Annotated in this window: 18 protein-coding genes; 9 read left to right on the top strand and 9 right to left on the bottom strand. The window is 72.6% G+C overall.

What is annotated here, in order from left to right; genetic code table 11:
- The first annotated feature begins 82 nt into the window (after positions 1-82).
- From ABZ887_RS39520 to ABZ887_RS39505, 4 genes are all read left to right on the top strand, one after another.
- Positions 83-970, top strand: a complete 888-nt coding sequence (locus tag ABZ887_RS39520) for an aldo/keto reductase (RefSeq protein ID WP_361301210.1) — start codon at positions 83-85, stop codon at positions 968-970.
- Between the two features lie 145 nt (positions 971-1,115).
- Positions 1,116-2,009, top strand: a complete 894-nt coding sequence (locus ABZ887_RS39515; RefSeq protein WP_361301079.1) for an alpha/beta hydrolase — start codon at positions 1,116-1,118, stop codon at positions 2,007-2,009.
- A gap of 47 nt (positions 2,010-2,056) precedes the next feature.
- On the top strand, positions 2,057-2,902 hold the full coding sequence (locus ABZ887_RS39510; protein WP_361301076.1) for a GNAT family N-acetyltransferase: 846 nt from the start codon (positions 2,057-2,059) through the stop codon (positions 2,900-2,902).
- A gap of 329 nt (positions 2,903-3,231) precedes the next feature.
- The gene (locus ABZ887_RS39505; protein ID WP_361301073.1) at positions 3,232-4,167 is read left to right on the top strand and encodes an AraC family transcriptional regulator; all 936 of its coding nucleotides are present in this window, start codon (positions 3,232-3,234) and stop codon (positions 4,165-4,167) included.
- Here the strand turns inward: ABZ887_RS39505 and ABZ887_RS39500 are convergent.
- The 3 genes from ABZ887_RS39500 to ABZ887_RS39490 form a co-directional block, all read right to left on the bottom strand.
- The gene (locus tag ABZ887_RS39500; protein ID WP_361301070.1) at positions 4,160-5,143 is read right to left on the bottom strand and encodes a phosphotriesterase-related protein; all 984 of its coding nucleotides are present in this window, start codon (positions 5,141-5,143) and stop codon (positions 4,160-4,162) included. The two genes, ABZ887_RS39505 and ABZ887_RS39500, sit on opposite strands and share 8 nt — an antisense overlap.
- Complete coding sequence (locus ABZ887_RS39495; protein WP_361301207.1) at positions 5,140-6,303, bottom strand: NAD(+)/NADH kinase; 1,164 nt, start codon at positions 6,301-6,303, stop codon at positions 5,140-5,142. The genes ABZ887_RS39500 and ABZ887_RS39495 overlap by 4 nt, the downstream gene beginning before the upstream one ends.
- Positions 6,304-6,381: 78 nt before the next feature.
- Positions 6,382-6,612 carry a helix-turn-helix transcriptional regulator gene (locus ABZ887_RS39490; protein ID WP_361301067.1) on the bottom strand — a complete coding sequence of 77 codons (231 nt, stop codon included), beginning with the start codon at positions 6,610-6,612 and terminating at the stop codon, positions 6,382-6,384.
- Positions 6,613-6,869: 257 nt separating this feature from the next.
- Between ABZ887_RS39490 and ABZ887_RS39485 the strand changes: the two genes are divergently transcribed.
- Positions 6,870-9,278, top strand: coding sequence for a SpoIIE family protein phosphatase (locus tag ABZ887_RS39485; protein WP_361301064.1), 2,409 nt, complete (start codon positions 6,870-6,872; stop codon positions 9,276-9,278).
- Between the two features lie 123 nt (positions 9,279-9,401).
- Here ABZ887_RS39485 and ABZ887_RS39480 read toward each other — a convergent pair whose 3' ends face one another.
- The 4 genes from ABZ887_RS39480 to ABZ887_RS39465 form a co-directional block, all read right to left on the bottom strand.
- Positions 9,402-10,361 carry a serine/threonine-protein kinase gene (locus tag ABZ887_RS39480; protein WP_361301061.1) on the bottom strand — a complete coding sequence of 320 codons (960 nt, stop codon included), beginning with the start codon at positions 10,359-10,361 and terminating at the stop codon, positions 9,402-9,404.
- A gap of 251 nt (positions 10,362-10,612) precedes the next feature.
- On the bottom strand, positions 10,613-11,032 hold the full coding sequence (locus ABZ887_RS39475) for a TIGR03668 family PPOX class F420-dependent oxidoreductase (protein WP_361301204.1): 420 nt from the start codon (positions 11,030-11,032) through the stop codon (positions 10,613-10,615).
- Between the two features lie 24 nt (positions 11,033-11,056).
- Complete coding sequence (locus tag ABZ887_RS39470; protein ID WP_361301058.1) at positions 11,057-11,698, bottom strand: phosphoribosyltransferase family protein; 642 nt, start codon at positions 11,696-11,698, stop codon at positions 11,057-11,059.
- Positions 11,699-11,820: 122 nt separating this feature from the next.
- On the bottom strand, positions 11,821-12,459 hold the full coding sequence (locus ABZ887_RS39465) for a TetR family transcriptional regulator (protein WP_361301055.1): 639 nt from the start codon (positions 12,457-12,459) through the stop codon (positions 11,821-11,823).
- 189 nt (positions 12,460-12,648) lie between these two features.
- On the opposite strand from ABZ887_RS39465, the gene ABZ887_RS39460 reads away from it, so the two are divergent.
- The 4 genes from ABZ887_RS39460 (at position 12,649) to ABZ887_RS39445 (ending at position 17,093) form a co-directional block, all read left to right on the top strand.
- On the top strand, positions 12,649-13,299 hold the full coding sequence (locus ABZ887_RS39460) for a nuclear transport factor 2 family protein (RefSeq protein WP_361301052.1): 651 nt from the start codon (positions 12,649-12,651) through the stop codon (positions 13,297-13,299).
- Positions 13,300-13,390: 91 nt separating this feature from the next.
- On the top strand, positions 13,391-14,305 hold the full coding sequence (locus tag ABZ887_RS39455) for an aldo/keto reductase (RefSeq protein ID WP_361301049.1): 915 nt from the start codon (positions 13,391-13,393) through the stop codon (positions 14,303-14,305).
- An 87-nt stretch (positions 14,306-14,392) separates the two neighbouring features.
- Entirely contained in the window at positions 14,393-15,226 is an 834-nt protein-coding gene (locus tag ABZ887_RS39450; RefSeq protein WP_361301046.1) for a polysaccharide deacetylase family protein, read from the top strand.
- 121 nt (positions 15,227-15,347) lie between these two features.
- A complete protein-coding gene (locus ABZ887_RS39445; RefSeq protein WP_361301043.1) occupies positions 15,348-17,093 on the top strand; it encodes an esterase in 1,746 nt (581 codons plus the stop codon).
- Between the two features lie 127 nt (positions 17,094-17,220).
- Here the strand turns inward: ABZ887_RS39445 and ABZ887_RS39440 are convergent, their stop codons facing one another.
- Both ABZ887_RS39440 and ABZ887_RS39435 read right to left on the bottom strand, forming a co-directional pair.
- Entirely contained in the window at positions 17,221-18,453 is a 1,233-nt protein-coding gene (locus ABZ887_RS39440) for a cytochrome P450 (RefSeq protein ID WP_361301040.1), read from the bottom strand.
- 91 nt (positions 18,454-18,544) lie between these two features.
- Entirely contained in the window at positions 18,545-19,567 is a 1,023-nt protein-coding gene (locus ABZ887_RS39435; protein ID WP_361301037.1) for a DUF2278 family protein, read from the bottom strand.
- Between the last annotated feature and the right edge of the window lie 49 nt (positions 19,568-19,616).

Raw genomic sequence — 19,616 nt, 5'->3', positions numbered from 1 at the left:
CACTGCGCACATCGAACGGAGTCATGCCGTGGACACGGTTTCTCTCGGTGACCTCACCACCTCCGCCCAGGGTCTCGGCTGCATGGGCATGAGCGAGGGCTACGGCCCGACCAGCTGGAACGACGCGATCGCCACCGTCCACCGGGCCCTCGACCTCGGGGTCACCCTCATCGACACCGCCGACGCCTACGCCTTCGGGCACAACGAGGTGCTGGTGGGCCGGGCCGTCGCGGGCCGGCGGGACGAGGTCCAGCTCGCCACGAAGACCGGCATCGACCGCATGGGCGGCGACGCCTGGGCGCTGCGCGGCGACCCCGGCTACATCAGGCGCGCCTGCGACGCCTCCCTGCTGCGGCTCGGCGTCGACCACATCGACCTCTACTACCTGCACCGGCCGCCGCAGAACGCCGAGATCGAGGAGTCCGTCGGCGCCATGGCGGAGCTGGTGAAGGAGGGCAAGATCCGGCACATCGGCCTCTCCGAGGTGAACGGCGAACTGCTGCGGCGCGCCCATGCCGTGCACCCGGTCACGGCGGTGCAGAGCGAGTACTCGATCTGGTCCCGGGACCTGGAGACGACCGTCGGGGACGCCCTGCGCGAGCTGGGCGTGGCCCTGGTGGCGTACTCGCCGCTCGGCCGGGGCTTCCTGACCGGCACGGTCGACGTGACCGCGCTGCCGGCGAGTGACGCGCGGCGGCGGCTGCCCCGGTTCCGGACGACGGACAACGACGTGATCGCGGACGCCGTCCGCACCCTGGCGCAGGCCAAGGGCGTGACCCCGGCACAGCTGGCGCTGGCCTGGGTGCGGGCCCGGGGTGCACACCTCGGGGTGCCCGTGGTGCCGATCCCGGGGACGAAGCGGGTGAAGTGGCTGGAGCAGAACGTGGCCGCCGCCGGCATCGAGCTGACCGCCGACGAGGCCGCCACACTGGACGGGCTGGCCGCGCGGACGGTGGGCGGCCGGTACTGAACGGCATCGGCGCCGGAACCGGGGCGAGGCCACACGCGCCGTGGCCGCGGCGCGTGTGACCGCCCTCACACGACCCGGGTCGAACTTCTCCCGCTCCACCCCGTCCTGCCGATGTCCCAAGAACCCACCGGACACGGAGAAGAACATGACCACGCCCCTGACCGATCCCCTGACCACCGGAACGCACACCGTCGAGATCGACGGCCTCGTGCAGCGCTACCACGTGCACGGCACGGGTCCGGTGTGCGTCGCGCACTCCGGCGGCCCGGGGATCGACTGGGAGTACCTGCGGATGCCCGAACTGGAGCGGCACCTGACGGTCGTCTACCCGGAGCCGGTCGGCAGCGGGGCCTCGGGCCGGCTGCCGTCCCACCCCAACGGCTACACGCGGGCCCGCTACAGCCGGTTCCTCGGCGCGCTCCTCGACCACCTCGGCGTTCCCGGGGTGCACCTGCTGGGCCACTCGCACGGCGGCTTCGTCGCCCAGTACCACGCCCTGCACCACCCCGAGCGGCTCGCCGGGGTGATCCTGTACGAGAGCCTGCCGGTGACCGGTCCCGAGCACACCGACGAGACCGTGCGCCAGGTGGAGGCGTTCGCCGCGCGGCACGCCGGCCACCCCGGGCTCCCCGAGGTCCTGGCCGCCTTCCAGGCCATCCCCACCGTCACCGACGACGCCGCGCAGACCGCCGTCGCCCGGGGGCTGTTCCCCGCCTACTTCGCCGACTACTGGGGCCGGGAGCAGGAGTTCGCGCCCATCCGGGCGGCGGTGCGGGCCACGTACGTCTCCGGCGTGGACGAGGACCTGTCCCCGATCGTCTTCGACGACCGGGCCGGACTCGGCAAGATCACCGTGCCCACCCTGGTGCTGGCCGGCCGCCACGACTTCATCTGCGGGGTGCGGTGGGCCGAGGAACTGCACAGCCTGGTCCCCGGCTCGGAGCTGGTGATCCTGGAGAACAGCGGGCACTTCGGCCACATCGAGGAGCCGGAGGCCTTCACGGCGGCGGTGACCCGGTTCGTGACGAGCGGCCGCTAGGCGAGCCGACTTCCCGAGAGAGAACGTTCCGAAAGAGAATCGGAGTCATGAGCACAGTCGTTGAGCCGTCCGTCGCCGAACAGTCCGAGGCCGAGGCGCTCTTCCAGTTCGAGACCCGGGCCCCCGAGTCCGTCCGCACCGCGCTCGGCATGAGCGCCGCACGCATCGGCGGCGGAGTGGTGCTGTCGATGACCGACGACGTCACCCACTTCTGGAGCAAGGCCCTCGGCTTCGGCGTCGCCACCCCCGTCACCGCCGAACTCGTCAAGGAGGTCTGCGACTTCTACCGCGCCGCGGGCACCCCGCAGGCCGTCCTCCAGATCGCCCCGGCCTTCCTGCCCGAGGACTGGGCGGACATCTGCGAGCGGGAGGGCATCACCGCGTCGGGCTCGGCCTGGGTGAAACTCGTCTGCCCGGTCGACGAGGCCGTCGCCCGCGCCGACGCGTCCGGCCGGTCCCCCGACGGGATCCGCGTCGCCCCGGTGGAGGCCGAACAGGCCGACGTATGGGGCGAGGTGATGATGACGGCGTTCGGCATGCCGGTCGAGCCCTACGCGCGGATGGCGGCCGGCAGCGTGGGGCAGCCCGGCTGGCATCCCCACGCGGCCTGGCTGGACGGGGAGTTGGTCGGCACGGGCACGATGTACGTCCGCGACGGGACGGCCCAGTTCTTCGCCGGCTCCGTCGCGGCGCACGCCCGCAACCGCGGCGGCCAGACCGCGCTGCTGGCCGCCCGGGCCCGCCGGGCGCAGCAGCTGGGGTGCGGGACGCTCGTCGCCGAGACCGGCGCCGAGACCCCCGGCACCCACAACCCCTCCCTGCACAACATGCTCCGCCTGGGCTTCGAGGTGGCCTACGAGCGCCGCAACTGGCCCTGGAAACCGACCGCCTGATCCGGCGGACCCGCCACCCGGACGCTGCGTGCCGCCACCGCTCCGGCGGCACGCAGCGCGGCCGTGCGTCCGGTGCGGCCGTGCGTCCGGTGCGGACCGGCTCGTCGGCCACGGCCACCGGCTCGCCCGCGCACCGGACGTCCCGGAGCGCGCGGGAGCCGGCCGCCTGCGCAAGGCCGTCGGGCAGCCGCTCGTCCACCGACGTCCACCGCGCGGACCGGACGCGGACCCGTCCGCGAGTCCGCCTCCGCCGGTGTGCGACCGGTCGTGGCGGCGTACCGGGTGGATGCCCGGGCCGGGCTCGCTCCCGGCGGCCTACGATGAGGCGCGTGTACTCCTGGAGCGAAGCCCTCACCCTGACCTCGGCGAGTGCCTGGGACGAGCTCTTCACCGGTCTGCACGGAGCCAGCCGGATCAGCGTGCCCGACCACGACGCGGCGTGGCGCGCCCGCCTGGAGTGGCAGCAGTCGACGGCGTACGGCGTCGCCCTGTGCGGCGGCGGGCGGGAGGTGGTGCAGCGGGAGACCCGGCACATCCGGTCCGACCCGCGGGGCACGTACGAACTCCTCGTCCCGCTCGCCGGTACCGCCTGGGTGGAGCAGGGGCCGTCGGCCGCGGAGATCCGGGCCGGGAGCATGGTGCTGTGCGACATCGACCGTCCGATGAAGTTCGCACACGACGCGGACTTCCTGTCGATCGCCTTCATCATGTCCGGCGAGGACGTCTCCGCGCGCAGCCGGATCGCGGCCGGCGAACCGCAGTTGCTCGGGGCCGAGCGCGGACTGGGCCGGATCGTCCGGCAGTTGACCACCACGCTCCACGAGGAGCGCGAGGAACTGTCGGAGACCACCTTCGACCTCGCCTGCGACCGGCTGCTCGACCTGGTGTGCCTGGCCGCGGAGGGCGGCACCGACACGGCGCCCGCCGGGCAGCGGGCGACGGTCGAGGCCGCGGTGCGCCGCTACGTACGGCAGCACGCCTGCGAACGGGACCTGGACGTCGTCGCCGTCGCGGGGGCGCTCGGCTGGTCGGTGCGCTATGTCCAGCAGGTGCTCCAGGAGGCCGGCACCACGGCCCGGGACCTGATCCGCCGCGAACGGCTGAACGCGGCCCGCGAACGGCTGGCCGGGCCGGGCTGGGCGTCGTACTCGATCGCGCAGATCGCGCACTCCTGCGGCTTCGGCAGTCACGCGTCGTTCGCGACCGCGTTCCGGGCGGAGTTCGGGACGACCCCGAGCGAGGCCCGGCGGCGACGCGCTAGCTGAAGTAGCGGCGCGGGTTGTCGACCAGCATCGTGGTCAACTGCTCCTCCGTGACGCCCGCTCGGCGCAGGGCCGGGAGGACCTGGTCGTGCAGGTGGGTGTAGTGCCAGTCCGGTGCGATCTGCTCCTTCACGCCGGGCGGGAACCAGTCGATGTGGCAGGACGCGTCGTGGGACAGCACCATCCGCCCGGCGAGCCCCCCGGCGGCGAGGGCCGCGACGGTCGCCACCCGCTGGTCGCCGGGGAGCAGGATGTCGAGGCCGAAGCGGTCCATGCCGACGTACGAGCCGTTGTCGATGAGTTCGTGCAGGTAGTCCAGGTCGGCGGTGTCGCCGCTGTGCCCGACGACCACCTTGCCGAGGTCCGCGCCCTCGCTGCGCAGGATCTCCTGGGCGACCAGGCCGGTGCGTGCGGTGGCGCTGGTGTGCACGGTGATCGGGGCGCCGGTCCGCAGCTGGGCCTGGGCCACGGCGCGCAGCACCCGCTCCACGCCCGGGGTGAGCCTGTCCTCGATCGCGCACTTGAGGAACGCGGCCCGGATCCCGGTGCCCGCGATACCCACGGTGAGTTCGCGGACGAACAGCTCGGTCATGCCCTCGGCACCGCCGAGCAGGGTGCCCGGGCCGTGGTAGCGGAAGTAGTCGGGGACGTCGGCCAGGGTGTAGATACCGGTGGCCGCCACGATGTTGAGGTCGACCTGCTCGTTGACCCGGGCGACGCGCGCGACGTCGCGGCCGAGGCCGATGCAGGTGGGGTCGACGATGGTGGTGACGCCGGTGGCGGCCAGCGCCTTGAGCCGGGTCACGGCGTCGTCGACGCGCTCCTGCTCGTCCCAGGTCTCCGGGAGGCTCTGCCGGAACTCCTCGCTGAGCACGAAGACGTGCTCGTGCATCAGTACGGTGCCGAGGTCGTCGGCGGGTACCGGGCCGCGGACCGTCTGGACCGTGGGGACCGTCCCGGCCGGGGAGTCGGTGGTCATGGGTTGTTGTCGCCTTCCTGCGCATGACGTGGGAAGACCGACTTTTCCAGCGCGGGGGCCACACCGTCTTTCCCGTCGACGCACGGTTCTTTCGCCTCGGCGTACTCCTCGGACATGAGCGGCAGCGAGAGATGGCCCAGGTCGCCGGGCGGGGGTGTGCGCAGCGACCACAGCGGAGGAGGGGTGCCGTCGGCGACCGCGGCCGGGGCGTCGGTCAGGTTCATGCGCTCGCGCAGGCGGCCGTAGAAGTCCATCGGCGCGAGCCGGACCACCCGCAGCCGGGTCGGGGCGGCGTACACGCCGATCCAGTCCCCCGGCTCCAGTACGCCGCGCACCTGGCCGTCGACGCTGACCGCGGCCTGCCCGGAGCGTTCCAGGACGCGCAGGCCGACCGCCTCGTTCGCGGCCGTGACGACCGAGCGGTTGAACGCCATGTGCGGGGCGACCGCGGTGAAGACGAGGCCCTCCGCGCAGGGCGAGACGACGGGCCCGCCGGCGGCGAAGCTGTAGGCGGTCGAGCCGGTCGGCGTCGCCACCAGCAGCGCGTCGGCGGAGTAGGAGGCGAGCAGCCGGCCGGAGACGTACACGCCGACGGAGACCTGGCGGTCCCGGGACAACTTCTCCAGGACGATGTCGTTGACCGCGGTGACGTGCAGGGGGATGCCCCAGTCGGTGTCCTCCTCGCAGTCCGTGCGCACCTGGGGCGGGGGCAGCAGCGGACCGCGGCCGTACTGCATCAGACGCTCCATGTCGGCGGGCACCTCAAGGCGCCGGGAGGCGCGCATGGTGAGCAGCAGTCTGCTGTCGACGGTGTACCGGTCCTCGCGGATCGCGTCCAGCGCCTCCCGCACCGAGCAGACCGGCACCTCGGTCAGGAAGCCGACCCGGCCCAGGTCGACGCCGAGGACCAGCGCGTCGTTGCGGGCGGCGAGCCGGGCGCCGCGCAGGAAGGTGCCGTCCCCGCCGAGGGTGACGATCAGGTCCGGGTCGCCCGCGGCCGCGACCTCCTCCCCGGAGTGGTGCCGTCCGCCGTCGTGCCACACGTCGATGTCGGTGCACCGCACGTCGTGCTCCGCCGCCCACGCCCGTACCGCGCGGGCCGCGTCCACCGCCTCCGCGCGCCCGCCGTGCACCACAAGTCCGAGCCCGTTCACCGTCATCTCCGCCTCCAGGACACCGTGGCCGGCTGCTGCTCCCACGCTGTCACGGACGGGGCGGATCTGTCGGGCGGAGCGGGATCACAGTCCGAGGGAGATGGCCAGCCGGGTGAGCTCGGCGGTGGTGTTGATGTCGAGCTTGGCGCGGATGCGGCGCAGGTAGGCGTCGACCGTGTGCCGGGAGAGCCCCATCAGCCGGGCCGCCTGGAGGTAGGTGCAACCCGCGGCGATGTGCTTCAGCGTCTCGCGCTCACGCGGGGCCAGCGCGACGGCGACGGTCTCGGTGTGCTGGGTGACTGCGGTGAAGCTCATGGGGGGTCCTTCGCATGCGCTCGGTCGAGATTGACCAATGTCGAGATTGACCAATAGGGGCGATTTGTCCGTTTACAAAACCCTGACAACGCGAGGTCATGACGCTGTCCGCCGACTGTCACAGGCGCGTCACAGGGACCTGGGGCCGGTGTGCCACGCGCCCGGGGTGGCAGCGGCGGCGGATTGGTGCTCATCGGCGGCCGGGATCATCCTGGGGAGAGAGTCGGCCGTGCAGGTTCCGCGAAGGATGAGCGGCGATGGAACGACGTCCCACCCCTCCCAGCCAACCGGCGCAGACGCACGCCGTGCCCCAGGGGGCCCGCACCGCCACGGTCACGGTCGACGAGCGGGGCCTGGTGTCCGGCTGGAGCGACGGTGCCCGGCTGCTGCTGGGGTACCCGCCCGCCGAGATCCTGGGACAGCAGGCCACCGGACTGCTCGCCGACCCCGACCGGGACGCGTGGCGGGAGGCGGCCGCCGGACCGCGCTGGAGCGGGACCGCGGCGCTGCGCCACCGCGACGGGCACCGGCTGGACCTGGACGTCCTGGTCCACCGCAGGCCCTCCGGCGAACGGCCGGGCGGCACGGAGTGGCTGGTGGTGTCCCCCGTGGCCGGCCCGGCGGCGGCCGCCGCGGGCGAGGCGCTCGGCGAGTGGGCCTTCCAGCAGTCGCCGTGCGTCGCGGCCGTCTTCGACGAGAGGCTGCGGCTGGCCCGGGCGAGCGTCGCGACGCAGCGCACGCTGTCGCTGGCGGAGGGGATGATGCGGGGGCTGCGGCTGACGGACGTCGTGCCGTACGAGGGCAGCGCCGAGGCCGAGGCCGGCATGCGACGGGTCCTGGACGGCGCCGGGCCGGAGGAGATCAGTCTCCATCTGGATCCGGCCGACCCGGAGCGCACCTGGCATGCGTGGCTCATGCCGCTGAAGGACGCGGACGGCCGGGTGCGGGCGGTGGCCCTGACGGCCCACGCCGACGCCTCCCAGCAGCTGGTACGGCGCCGGATGCTGCTGCTCAGCGAGGCCGGGGTGCGCATCGGCACCGGCTCCGACGCACAGCGCACCGCGCAGGAGCTGGCCGAGGTCGCCGTCCCCGCGTTCGCCGACGTCTGCGCCGTGGACCTGCTGGACGCCCCCCGGCACGGCGCACCGCCGCCCGACGGCGTCGCCCTGCGCCGGGCCGCCGTGCGCTCGGCACCCGACGGGCCGCCGCTCCCCCGGCCCTCCGGCGAGGTGCTGCGCTGCCCGCCGTGGTCGCCGCCGGGCCGGTGCCTGGCCGACGGGCACGGCAGGGTGTACCCGGCCGGCGACGAGGTCGTGGGCCGCTGGGCTCGGGAGGATCCGCAGGCCGCCGCCTGGGTCCGGGAGAGCGGGGCGCACTCACTGCTGGCGGTGCCGCTCAGGGCGGGCGACCTCACCTTCGGTGCGGCCCTGTTCGGGCGGAGCCGGCGCACCGAGCCGTTCGACGCGGACGACCTGTGGCTGGCCGAACAGCTCGCGGCCCGTACGGCCACCAGCATGCAGGGTGCCGCACGCACCCAGCGGCAGCACACCACCACGATGACGCTGCAGCGCAGCCTGCTCCCCCAGACCCTGCCCGAGCAGGCCGCCCTGGACATCGCCACCCGCTATCTGCCGTCGGTCAGCCAGGCCGGGGTGGGCGGTGACTGGTTCGACGTCATCCCGCTGTCCGGGACCCGGGTCGCGCTCGTGGTGGGCGATGTCGTCGGCCACGGCATGCGGGCCGCCGCCACCATGGGCCGGGTCCGCACCGCCGTCCGCACCCTGGCCGACGTCGACCTGCCGCCCGACGAACTCCTCAGCCACCTCGACGACCTGGTCGTCCATCTCTCCGCCGAGGAGGCCGGTGCCGACAACTCCCCCGACACCGCCGGCGGCGTGGGCACGACCTGCCTGTACGGCGTGTACGACCCCGTCACCCGGCGGCTCTGCGCCGCCCGGGCCGGCCACCCGCCGCCCGCCGTGGTCACCGCGGGCACCGTCCGCTTCCTCGACGTCCCGGCCGGACCCCCGCTCGGCCTGGGCGGGCTGCCCTTCGAGTCGTACGAGACGGAACTCCCCGAGGGCAGCCTGATCGCCCTCTACACCAACGGTCTGCTCGAACCCCGCGAGCACGACATCGACGAGGCCCTCGACACGATGTTCGCCGCGCTCGCCCGCCCCGCCCGGAACCTGGACTCCGTCTGCGACCGGGTCCTGACGTCCATGCTCACCCACCGCCCCGACGACGACATCGCCCTGCTCGTCGCCCGCACCCGGGCCCTGCACACCGACCGGGTCGCCACCTGGGACCTGCCCTTCGACCTCGCCGCCGTCGCCGAGGCCCGCAAACTGGCGACCGAGCAGCTGGCCGCGTGGCACCTGGAGGAGGCCGCGTTCATCACCGAGCTGATCGTCAGCGAGATGGTCACCAACGCGTTCCGGTACGGCCGGCCGCCCGTCCGGCTCCGTCTGATCCACGACGACCACACCCTCACCTGCGAGGTCTTCGACTCCAGCAACACCGCCCCGCACATGCGGCGGGCCCACACCTACGACGAGGGGGGACGCGGCCTCCTCCTGGTCGGCCAGCTGACCCAGCGCTGGGGCACCCGGCACGCAGGCACGGGCAAGACCGTCTGGGCGGAGCAGTACCTTGCCGAGGGCTGAGAGCCGGGGTTGCGTGCGCGGCTGAGCACTCCGCCGGAATTGCAGCGAAGCGCCGTCGTTCGTCTGCGGCGCCGTCGTGGCTGGTCGCGCAGTTCCCCGCGCCCCTTCGGGGCGCTGACCTGCTCAGCGACGGAACACCGGGCGGGCCCAGCCCGGCGGGCGCGGGGTGCGGGCCGCGTCCCGCCCGACCGTCGGCGGGCCGTCGGCCGACCGCTGCTCGGCCGGCTCCTCCGCCGCCCCCGCCGGACCGGCACCGTACGCGGCCAGCCGCAGTTCGCCCACGAACTCCAGGCAGGAGCCGTACCGGTCCTCGGGGACCTTGGCCAGTGCCCTCGCGAACACGTCGTCGAGCGCCGGCGGCAGCCCCGCCCGCACCTCGCTCAGCGCGGGCGGGGCGTCGTACTGGTGCGCCCACAGCAGCGCGATGTCCTCGTCCCGGACGAACGGCGGGCCGCCGGCGAGCATCTCGAAGACCACGCAGGCGAGGCTGTAGAGGTCGCAGCGGCCGTCCACCGGGCGCCCCGAGATCTGCTCGGGGGCCACGTAGTCCAGCGTGCCGACGAACTCGCCGACCGTCGTGAACCCCGTCAGCGACAGCGACTTCTTGGTGAGGCCGAAGTCCGTGAGATAGACGTGCTCCGGGTGGTCGCTGTCGGTGCCCTGCGCCACCAGCACGTTGCCGGGTTTCACGTCCCGGTGCACGAGGTCGTGCTCGTGCGCCGCGTCCAGCGCGGAGGCGACCTGGCCCGCGATCCGCAGCGCCGCGTCCACCGGCAGCACGCCCTCCTTGTCGAGCAGCGCGCGCAGGTCCGGGCCGGACACGTAGCGCATCGCGATGTACAGCACGCCGTCCGTCTCGCCGGCCTCGAAGATCGGCACGATGTGGGGGTGGTCGATGGCGGCGGCGACCCGTGACTCGTGGGTGAAGCGGCGGCGGAAGGTGTCGTTGCGGGCCATCTCGGGGGCCAGCAGCTTCAGGGCGACGGTCCGGTCCAGGCGCAGGTCCGTGGCGCGGTAGACGACGGCCATGCCGCCGCGTCCGATCTCGCCCTGGACCTCGTAGCCCGCGATGCGCGTCGCCATCACCCGTCCGCCCCGTAGCGCCGTAAACCTGCCCAAATCGTATCCAGGGGTGCGGTGCACGCGCGAGGCCGCTTGATCGGCTCCGCCGCCGCGGCCGGCGTCCGTGCCACCCTGCTGGTCGGTCCGCAGTCCCGGGGTGGTCGACCCCGTGCTCTCCAGTAGGCCCGCGGACCGCGAGCGGGGCACGTTCCGACAGTTCGGGACTTGACACGGGGCACAGGCACAGGGCGCGGGCACGGGGAGATCCGCGATCAGGAGGGCGTCGCCTGCCAGCCGGTCCAGCGCGACACTGTCACGAGGACGACCGGGCCGCCGGGTGGGCGCTCCCGGTACTGCGGGTACTTCTCGCACAGCGGCTCGACGACGTCCGCGTCGGCGGGAACCACCCTCGCCTCGCCGTCCGCCCGGACCCACCACAGGCGGTCCCAGTTCTCGTCGTACACGTCCACGAGCAGGCTGACGGCCGGCCGCGCGGCGATGTTGCGCAGCCGCTTGAGGCGGGGTGTGGTCTTGGGCTTGTGGTCCACCGCCGTGACGATCCCGTGGGCGCCGTGCCGTGCGAAGACGACCGGCACCAGATGGGGGCGGCCGGCCTCGTCCACGGTGGCGAGCCGGGCCACCCGGGCCGCGGCGAACCGGCGCCGTGCCTCGTCCCCGGCCAGCTCCGGCACCACGCACCCCGCCTCCCGCCTCCGTCAGACCCGGCCCAGCACGTCGAGCACGTCGGCGTCCGTCAGTTGCCCGAAGTCGTCGTACCACTGTCCGACCGAGCTGAACACGGCCGGCCGGCAGGGGCAGACGACGAGGTCGGCCTCGGCGGCGAGCGCGTCCAGGGAGTCGGGCGCGCCGACCGGGACGGCCAGCACGGTCCGTGCGGGGCGCCGGCCCCGGATGTGGCGCAGTGCGGCGCGGGCGGTGGAGCCGGTGGCGAGGCCGTCGTCGACGACGAGCACGGTACGGCCGCGCAGTTCGGGCGGCGGGCGGCCCTCCCGGTAGCGGCGCTCGCGGCGGCGCAGTTCCTGCCGCTCCCGTTCGACCACGGGGGCGAGGTCGTCCTCGGTCAGGCCCAGGTGGGCCAGGGTGGCCGGGTCGAGGAGCGGAGGGTCGTCCCCGGCGATCGCGCCGACGCCGAACTCCTCGTGGTGCGGGGCACCGATCTTGCGTACGACGAGCACGTCGAGCGGGGCCACAAGCTCCCGCGCCACCTCGGCGGCCACCGCCACCCCGCCCCGGGGCAGTGCCAGGACGACCGGGTCGGGCAGGGCGCCCTCGTCGCGCAACCCGGCCAGTGCGGCGGCGAGTTCGCGGCCGGCGTGCGCGCGGTCCCGGTAGCGCATGGGGCGTCCTCTCCGGCCGGGGTCGGCCCCCCTCCTCCATGGTCACACCGGGTGCGGCGGCGGGTGACATCGGAGGCGGGACGGTACGGCCCGGTGGGCGCCGGTCGCCGGACGAGGTCCGGTCAGTGGCCGGTGGGGGCGTCCCCGCGGAACGCCCCGGCCACCACGGGGACCAGCTGCCGCTCGATCTGCTCGGCGGACAGGGCGGCCAGCTCGGTGCCGATGGGCGCCAGGGCGAGCCAGTTCAGCAGGCCGGCCGCGCACCGCGTACGGAAGATCAGTTCCTCCTCGCCGACCCCGGGCAGGTTCGCGGTCAGCACCCGGAGGGCGTCCCGGCGGCTCCGGTCGAACTTGCCGGCCAGCCGGTCCCATCCCTCGGGCGGGTCGATGCCGACGCGCGCCACGGTCCGCATCATGGCCAGGTCCTGTCCGCCGGCCGCCAGCGCGCGCATCATCGGCCGGGCGAACGCCGTCGCCACGTCCTGCAGTGTCGCGTCGGATCCGAGCGCGTTGAGCTCCAGGAGCTGCGCGTCCAGATACCGCTCCAGCGCGTGCTCTATCGCGGAGTCGCACAGCGCCTTCAGCGACCCGAAGTGATAGCTCACCGCGGCGACGTTGGCTCCGGCGCGATCCGTGATCTCGCGGAGTGTCACGCCTTCCTGGCCTCGCTGCGCGAGCAGCTCCAGGGCGGCCGTCTGAAGGCCGTCCCGGGTACGCTGACCGGCCTCCCGGCGCAGATCCGTCCTTTTCGCCCCTGTCACGCCATGAAGTCAAGCAGTCGCTTGACTTCATTGTCAAACCATGCGCGACACACAATTCAAACAGTCGCTTGACAGCTCGCGCGGCCCGTCCATAAAGTCAATCGAGCGTTTGATTAACCAAGATGCGAGAGACGCCGTCGCGCCGGATCCCGTTCCCGGATCCCGCGCACGAACCTGGAGGAACACGACATGAAGCTGCTCAGCCGGAAGTCGATCACCGCCGCCACCGCAGTGGCGGTCCTGGGAGGTCTGTCCATAGCCGCCGTCCCGTCGCAGGCGGCAAGCCCCGCCCACAGCGGCGCGGCGGCCCACAGCAGTACCGCGGTCCCGGACCTGACCCACCGCCAGCTGGCGGAGCTGCCGCTCACGGACCGTCACCTGACCAGGCACGAGAAGCGGAATCTCGCGATCGTCCTGCGCGACTACCACGTGGCGGAGGGCAAGAGCATCGACGTCAAGACGTTCGTCGACAGCTTCGCCGAGGACGGCGTCTTCAACGGCATGGTCCCCGGCGTGGCCTACCGGGGCGAGGCGCTCGGCAACGTGCTGCCCTACATGGCCAACCTCTTCCCCGACGTCCACCGCGAGCTCAAGCGCATCACCGTGAACGGCGACGTGATCAGCATCGAACTGTCGATCCAGGGCACGTTCGAGGGGCCGCTGCAGTCGCCGGCGGGCACCGTCAAGCCGAACGGCGCGAAGATCGACGTACCGACCGCCGACTTCTGGTACCTGAAGGACGGCAAGGTCGAGCAGTTCAACTGCTTCGTCGGTTACTCGACCATGTACAAGCAGATGGGCATCGACTTCGACTGGGCCTCGGCCGTCAAGAACCACTGAGCCGCTTCCGGCGGGTGATGCGCGGCGCCACCGGCCGCCCATCACCCGCCGGCCCCTGCGGAGGAGGAAGCCGTCCGGCAAGGAGATTTCGATGACCACCGCACCAGATCACGAGTTGACCGCCGGGGTGAAGGTCCCCCTGGTCGGTTTAGGCACTTACCTCATCCCGGACGAGGAGGCCGCGTCCGCCGTCGGGAACGCCCTGGCCGCCGGGTACCGGCACATCGACACGGCCGAGGTGTACGGGAACGAGCGCGGCGTCGGCGAAGGACTGCGACGCGGCATGCGGCAGGAAGGACTCGAACGCGGCGACGTGTTCGTGACGACCAAGCTGTGGCCGCTGACGGAGGAACGCAGCAAGACGGGCGAGGAGACCCTGCGCTCCCTCGACGAGAGTCTCGACCGGCTCGGCCTGGAGCAGGTCGACCTGTATCTGGTCCACGCCACGTTCGGGCACGAGCAGCGCATGGAGCAGTGGCAGGCACTGGCCGAGGCCCACAGGAGCGGCAAGGCGCGTGCGATCGGCGTCTCGAACTTCGACGCCGCCCACATCGACGAGCTGATCGAGGCGGGGCTTCCCGTTCCGCACGCCGACCAGATCGAACTGCACCCCTGGTCGCAGAAGCCCCGGCTCGTCGCCCACCTGCGCCGGAAGGGCATCACGCCCATCGCCTACAGCAGCCTGGTCCCGCTGTCGACCTGGCGCACCGCGCCCGGCCACCTGAGCGGAAAGACGCGGGAGATGCGCGCCGAGGGCGAGCGCCCCGACTCCCCCTTCAAGAGGCTGGCGGAGAAGTACGGCGTGACCGAGGCGCAGCTCCTGCTCGGCTGGGGCGTGCAGAACGGCTTTCCGGTGCTTCCCAAGAGCACCGACCCGGCCCGCATGCGCGAGAACCTCGACGTCTTCTCGTTCCGCATCGACGACGCCGACCTGGACCGCATACGCGACATGGACCGCGGAGCGGGGATCGCCTGGGGCGAAGTGGACCCCACCACACACGGCTGACCAGCACCGGAGCCGCCCACCGCCACTCGGAACCGATCACCAGAAAATTCGTACACGCGTTCTATGCACTGTGTGTATAGTCCCGGCATGCCACTTTGGAGCACGCTTCCGAGCAAGAAGAGGGAAAGACGGCCCTCCGGGTTCCGATCCGCCACCGGAACCCGGTCCGGCCGTTTCCGTCTGCCGGCGCTCACCGCCGCGGCCGTGTCGCTGACCCTCGCCCTGGCGGGCTGCGCACAGGTCGACACGACCTCGCCCGCCGACGCCCGCAACCACGCCGGCACGACGACCCAGGCCCGGTTCGGGACCGTCGACTGCCGCGAGGCGAAGTGCATCGCCCTCACCTTCGACGCGGGGCCCAGCGAGAACTCGGCACGGTTGCTCGACATCCTCAAGGAGAAGCACGTCCCGGCGACCTTCTTCCTGCTGGGCAAGCGGCACATCGAGAAGTACCCGCAGTTGGTGAAGCGGATGGCGGCGGAAGGGCACGAGGTCGCCAGCCACACCTGGGACCACAAGATCCTCACGCGGATATCGGACCGACAGATACGCGAGGAGCTCACCCGCACCGACGACGCGATCGAGCACCTCACCGGGCGTAAGCCCACGCTGATGCGCCCGCCGCAGGGCCGTACCGACGCGAACGTGCACCGCATCTGCCGGCAGCTGGGCCTCTCCGAGGTGCTGTGGAGCGTGACCGCGAAGGACTACATGACCACCGACTCGGCGCTGATCGAGAAGCGGGTCCTGGACCAGGCCTCCCGGGACGGCATCATCCTGCTGCACGATCTCTACAAGGGCACCGTGCCCGCCGTTCCCGGCATCATCGACGCCCTCAAGGCGCGCGGGTACGTGTTCGTGACGGTCCCCCAGCTGCTCGCCCCCGGCAAGGCCGAACCGGGAAAGGTGTACCGGCCCTAGCCCCGCTGGCAAGCTTCTAACAAAATAATCATCGAAATTGTCAACAATCCTGGGCCTCCTTGCCTACAGTCGGGGACTCGACAGAGCCGCACAGCAACCCGCTGTACAAGGAGGTCCACGGGTGGAGATCAACCGCAGAACCGTTGTCCGCGGCGCCGCAGCCATGGCCGCGTTCGGAGTCGCCGAGGGCGCGGCGGGCACGGCCTTCGCCGGTACCGCGTCGTCGGCCGGCTCGTCGACCACGACCTCGGCGTACTCGCTGGAGCTCGACTCCACCGCCTGGTCGTACGACTCGGCCAACGACGTGTACTACCAGCTCGGCAAGGTGTACGTCACCGCCCCGGCCGCCACGGACATCGAGAACCTGTCGATCTACGTGCCGGGCGCCTATCTGACGGCCACCGCCAACAGCGACGGGACCACGTACACCGCGACGGTCAACCCGAAGGGCACCGTCGGCGCGTACTCGGGACGCACCGCGCCGATCGTGATCCCGGTCAACACCCCCGGCTACGCGGCCCAGAAGCCGGCCACGTCCTACAGCTACAGCAGCGTGTCGCAGTACCTCGCGGCCGGGCACATCTACGTGTGGCCGGGCCTGCGCGGCCGGGACAGCTCCACCAGCACCCGTTCCGACGCGGCCCCCTGGGGCGTGACCGACCTCAAGGCCGCCGTCCGCTTCCTTCGCTACAACCGGAGCCTCCTGCCCGGCAGCACGGACGACATCGTCCTGTTCGGCATGAGCGGCGGCGGCGCCCAGGACACCGTGGCCGGCGCGTCCGGCGACAGCCCCCTGTACCACCCCTACCTGCGCACGATCGGCGCGGCGATGGAGGATGCCAAGGGCCGCCCCCTCAGCGACGCGGTCGCCGGCGTCATGGCCTGGTGCCCGATCACCAGCCTGCACGAGGCCAACCTGTCCTACGAGTGGAACATGGGCCAGTTCGCCTCGACGGGCACGCGCGCGACGAGCACCTGGACCAGCGCCTACTCGGCGGACCTCGCGAAGGCCTGGCCCAGGTACGTCAACCGCCTCGGTCTGCGCGACGAGCGGGGCAGGCGTCTGAAGCTGACCGAGTCCGGCAGCGGCACCTACCTGGCCGGCAGCTACTACGACCACCTGATCGAGGTGATCACCACCTCGCTGAACAACTTCCTGGCGGACAACACCTTCCCGTACACCATCACGACGATGGGCGGCCCGCCCGGATCGGGCCAGACGGGCTCCTCCACCACGTACGAGACCGTCGACGACTACATCGCCTACCTCAACACGAACAGCACCTGGGTCACCTACGACGCCACGACCAACACCGCCACGGTGTCCGGCCTCGAAGGCTTCGTCACCAGCCAGAAGACGGCGAACAAGCCGGTCGGCGCGTTCGACGGCTACTCCCGCGCGCAGACCGAGAACGGCGTCTTCGCCATGGGGCTCAACGCCCCGGCGCACTTCGCACCGCTCACCCGTGACGTCGTCGCGGCCAACGAGTCGACGTACGCCACGTACTCCGACTGGAGCTCCGACTACGGCTCCTCGTCGTACGACAGCGACTTCGCGCTGAAGGACAGCGTCGGCAAGGACATGGCCTGGCGGGCCGACGCCTACAACCCGCTGTTCTTCCTCTCGCCCGCCTTCGCCGGCTACCGCCGGTCGCAGGTCGCGCGCCACTGGCGCATCCGCACCGGCATCATGCAGGGCGACACCGCCAACACCACCGAGATCAACATCGCGCTGGCCCTGCAGAACTACGGCATCCGCGACGTCGACTTCGCCACCGTGTGGGCCCAGGGACACACCCAGGCCGAGCGCACCGGCAACTCCACGACGAACTTCATCAGCTGGGTGGAGTCCGTCGTCAGGAAGTGACCCCCGGCCCGGACGGCCCGGGCACCTGACCGGCGAGCCTCGGTCAGGCGCCCGGGCACCGGAGCGGAGACGCCCCCGGCAGCTCGCTCGACGACGCCGCCGCCGGGATCCGAACCCCCAACTGCGCCTAGGACACCGGCCAGGTGAGGTGCAGCTCCTCCGGTGAGCGGTGGATCATCGTCGGCCGCATGGTGACCGGACGGCCCTCCGCCAGCCGCAGGTCCGGGAGCCGACGGGTCAGCTCCTCGACCGTGACCCGGAGTTGCTCGCGGGCCAGCTGGGCGCCGACGCAGGCGTGGGCGCCGAAACCGAAGGCGAGGTGGCGGGCGGGGGCGGCCCGGGTGATGTCGAACGTATCCGGGTCGGGGTGCCGCGCGGCATCCCGGTTGGCCGCCCCGAAGGCGACGAACAGCTCGGCCCCGGCCGGGAGTTCGGTGCCCGCGAGCGTCACCGGGCGGGTGGTGACCCGCCGGAAGCCCTGGAGCGCCCCGTCGTGCCGCGCCGCCTCCTCCACGGCGGCCGGGATCAGGTCGGGCCGCTCGCGGAGCAGGTCCCACGGGCGCCGGTGGCCGAGCAGGTGCAGGACGGTGGTGCCGATCAGCGCGGTCGTGGTCAGGTGCCCGGCGATCAGCAGGTTCTGCAGGTGGGCGACGGCCTCGTGGCGCTGTTCCAGGGGCAGTTCGGTGTGGCCGGGTTCGGTCACGGAGGCGACGATCTCCGTCGCCAGGTCCTCGCGTGGGTGCGTGTAGCGGTCGCGGGCACAGCGGTCGAGGACGTGCTGCATGGCGACGACGTCCTCGGCGGCGGCGATCTGCCCGGCCTCCGGCAGCGGCCGGAACAGCAACTCCTCTGCGCGGCGCCCGCCGTGCACGACGAGGGGCACGTCGGCGGGGTCGAGACCGACGATCCGTCCGATGACCTCGCCGGGCAGCCGCATGGCGTAGGCCGACATCAGCTCCACCCGGCCGTCCGCCACGAACCCGTCGACGAGGGCGGCGGCGCGGTCACGGGCGTACGGCACGGCCGCCGCGACCCGGGCCGGTGACAGCGCCCGCACCAGCGGCGCACGCAGCCGCTGGTGCCGTTCGCCGTCCGAGGTGACCACGACCGGCCGGCCGCCGAAGCCGCCGCCGAGCACGGCGAGCGCGGCGGGCGAGGGCATGACGTCCGGCCGTAACGCGTTCGCCGACGAGAACTCCTCGGTGCGGCGCAGCACTTCGCGGACGTCGGCGTCCCGGGCCACCAGCCAGGCGTCCAGTTCGGGCACCCGCACCAGCCCCTCGGCGGCCCGGGCCCGCGCGTACTGCGGATAGGGATCGCGCATCAGGTCGTCGAGCCTGTCGTGCAGTTCGTGTTCCACGAGACGCCCCCCGGGACGACGACGGCGGTACGGACCGCGCTCATGGTGCCGTACCGCCGTGCCGTCGCGACAGGGCCGTGCGCGGCCCCGGTCAGAAGACGACCCACCACCCTTCGCGGGCCGCCTGCTCGGCCGTGTACGACACCCCGTCGGCCTTGAGTCCGGTGGCGTCGAGGAGGGTGATCTCGCCGCCGTGGTTGCCGAGTCGGGCGCCGCCGGAGAGCGGCACGCCGAGGGCGGCGCCGGCGGCGAGGGGGCCGGCCGGGACCGGGGAGGCCTGGCCGATGCGGTCGAGGAGGCGCCAGCCGGTGAGGTCGACCGGGGCGGACGAGGCGTTGAGGAGGGTGACGGTCTCCGCCTCGGGGGCGGGGCCGACCGGGTTGACCAGCGCGGCGACGATCCGGACCGGCCGGTCGCCGGGGGCGGGGCGGGAGGTGTCGACGTCGGGGAGGGTGTGGCCGGTGACGTCGTCGGTGTGCCAGGCCTGGCTCTGGAAGGCGAGGAAGATCCCGACCCAGCGCTCGGCGGCCTGGTCGTCGCCCGGGAAGCGGATCAGCAGTCCGCCGTCCTGCCAGACCCCGTCGTCGCCGGTGAAGCGGCCGCTGTTGCCCTGGTTCATGTGGATGTCGTGGACGCCGTTGCCGGGCAGGAAGCCGAACACCTTGTCCTTGACGCCGGTCTCGGGCCCCCAGCGCTCGCCGAAGAGGTACAGGCGGGCGCGGGAGTCGTCGACGGCCCGCCGGACGTAGTGGTCGAGAAGGTCGGCCAGGTCGTTGTCGGGTCCGGAGCGGTCCGCCGGCAGGACCCGCATCTTCGCCGGGTCGAAGAGGTTGCCGCGGACGAAGTCGAGGTTGGGGCCGCCGGGCCCGGGCGGCAGCGTGTTCCAGCCGCTCGCCAGACCCGCCAGGCGGGCGGTGAGCGGGTGCTTGAAGTCGTCGTCGACGAGGTAGAGCAGTTCGGCGGGCTTCTGCTGCGAGAGGACGTTGACCGCGGCCCGGTAGTGGACACCGGCGTCGTCGGCGAGGTGGATCTGGTAGTGCGGGCTGTCGGCGGCGCCCTCGCGCCGGGTGTCGACCGCCCTGGTGATCAGTACGCCATAGGTCTTCAACGGCATGATGACCAACTCCCCGTGAAGGCAGGCGGTTTGCCCGCCATGGCGGGAA

This window comes from Streptomyces sp. NPDC047061, assembly GCF_040643955.1.
Lineage (GTDB): Bacteria > Actinomycetota > Actinomycetes > Streptomycetales > Streptomycetaceae > Streptomyces.
Note: the sequence above shows the minus strand (reverse complement) of the source record. Positions and strands in the feature narration are given on the sequence as shown.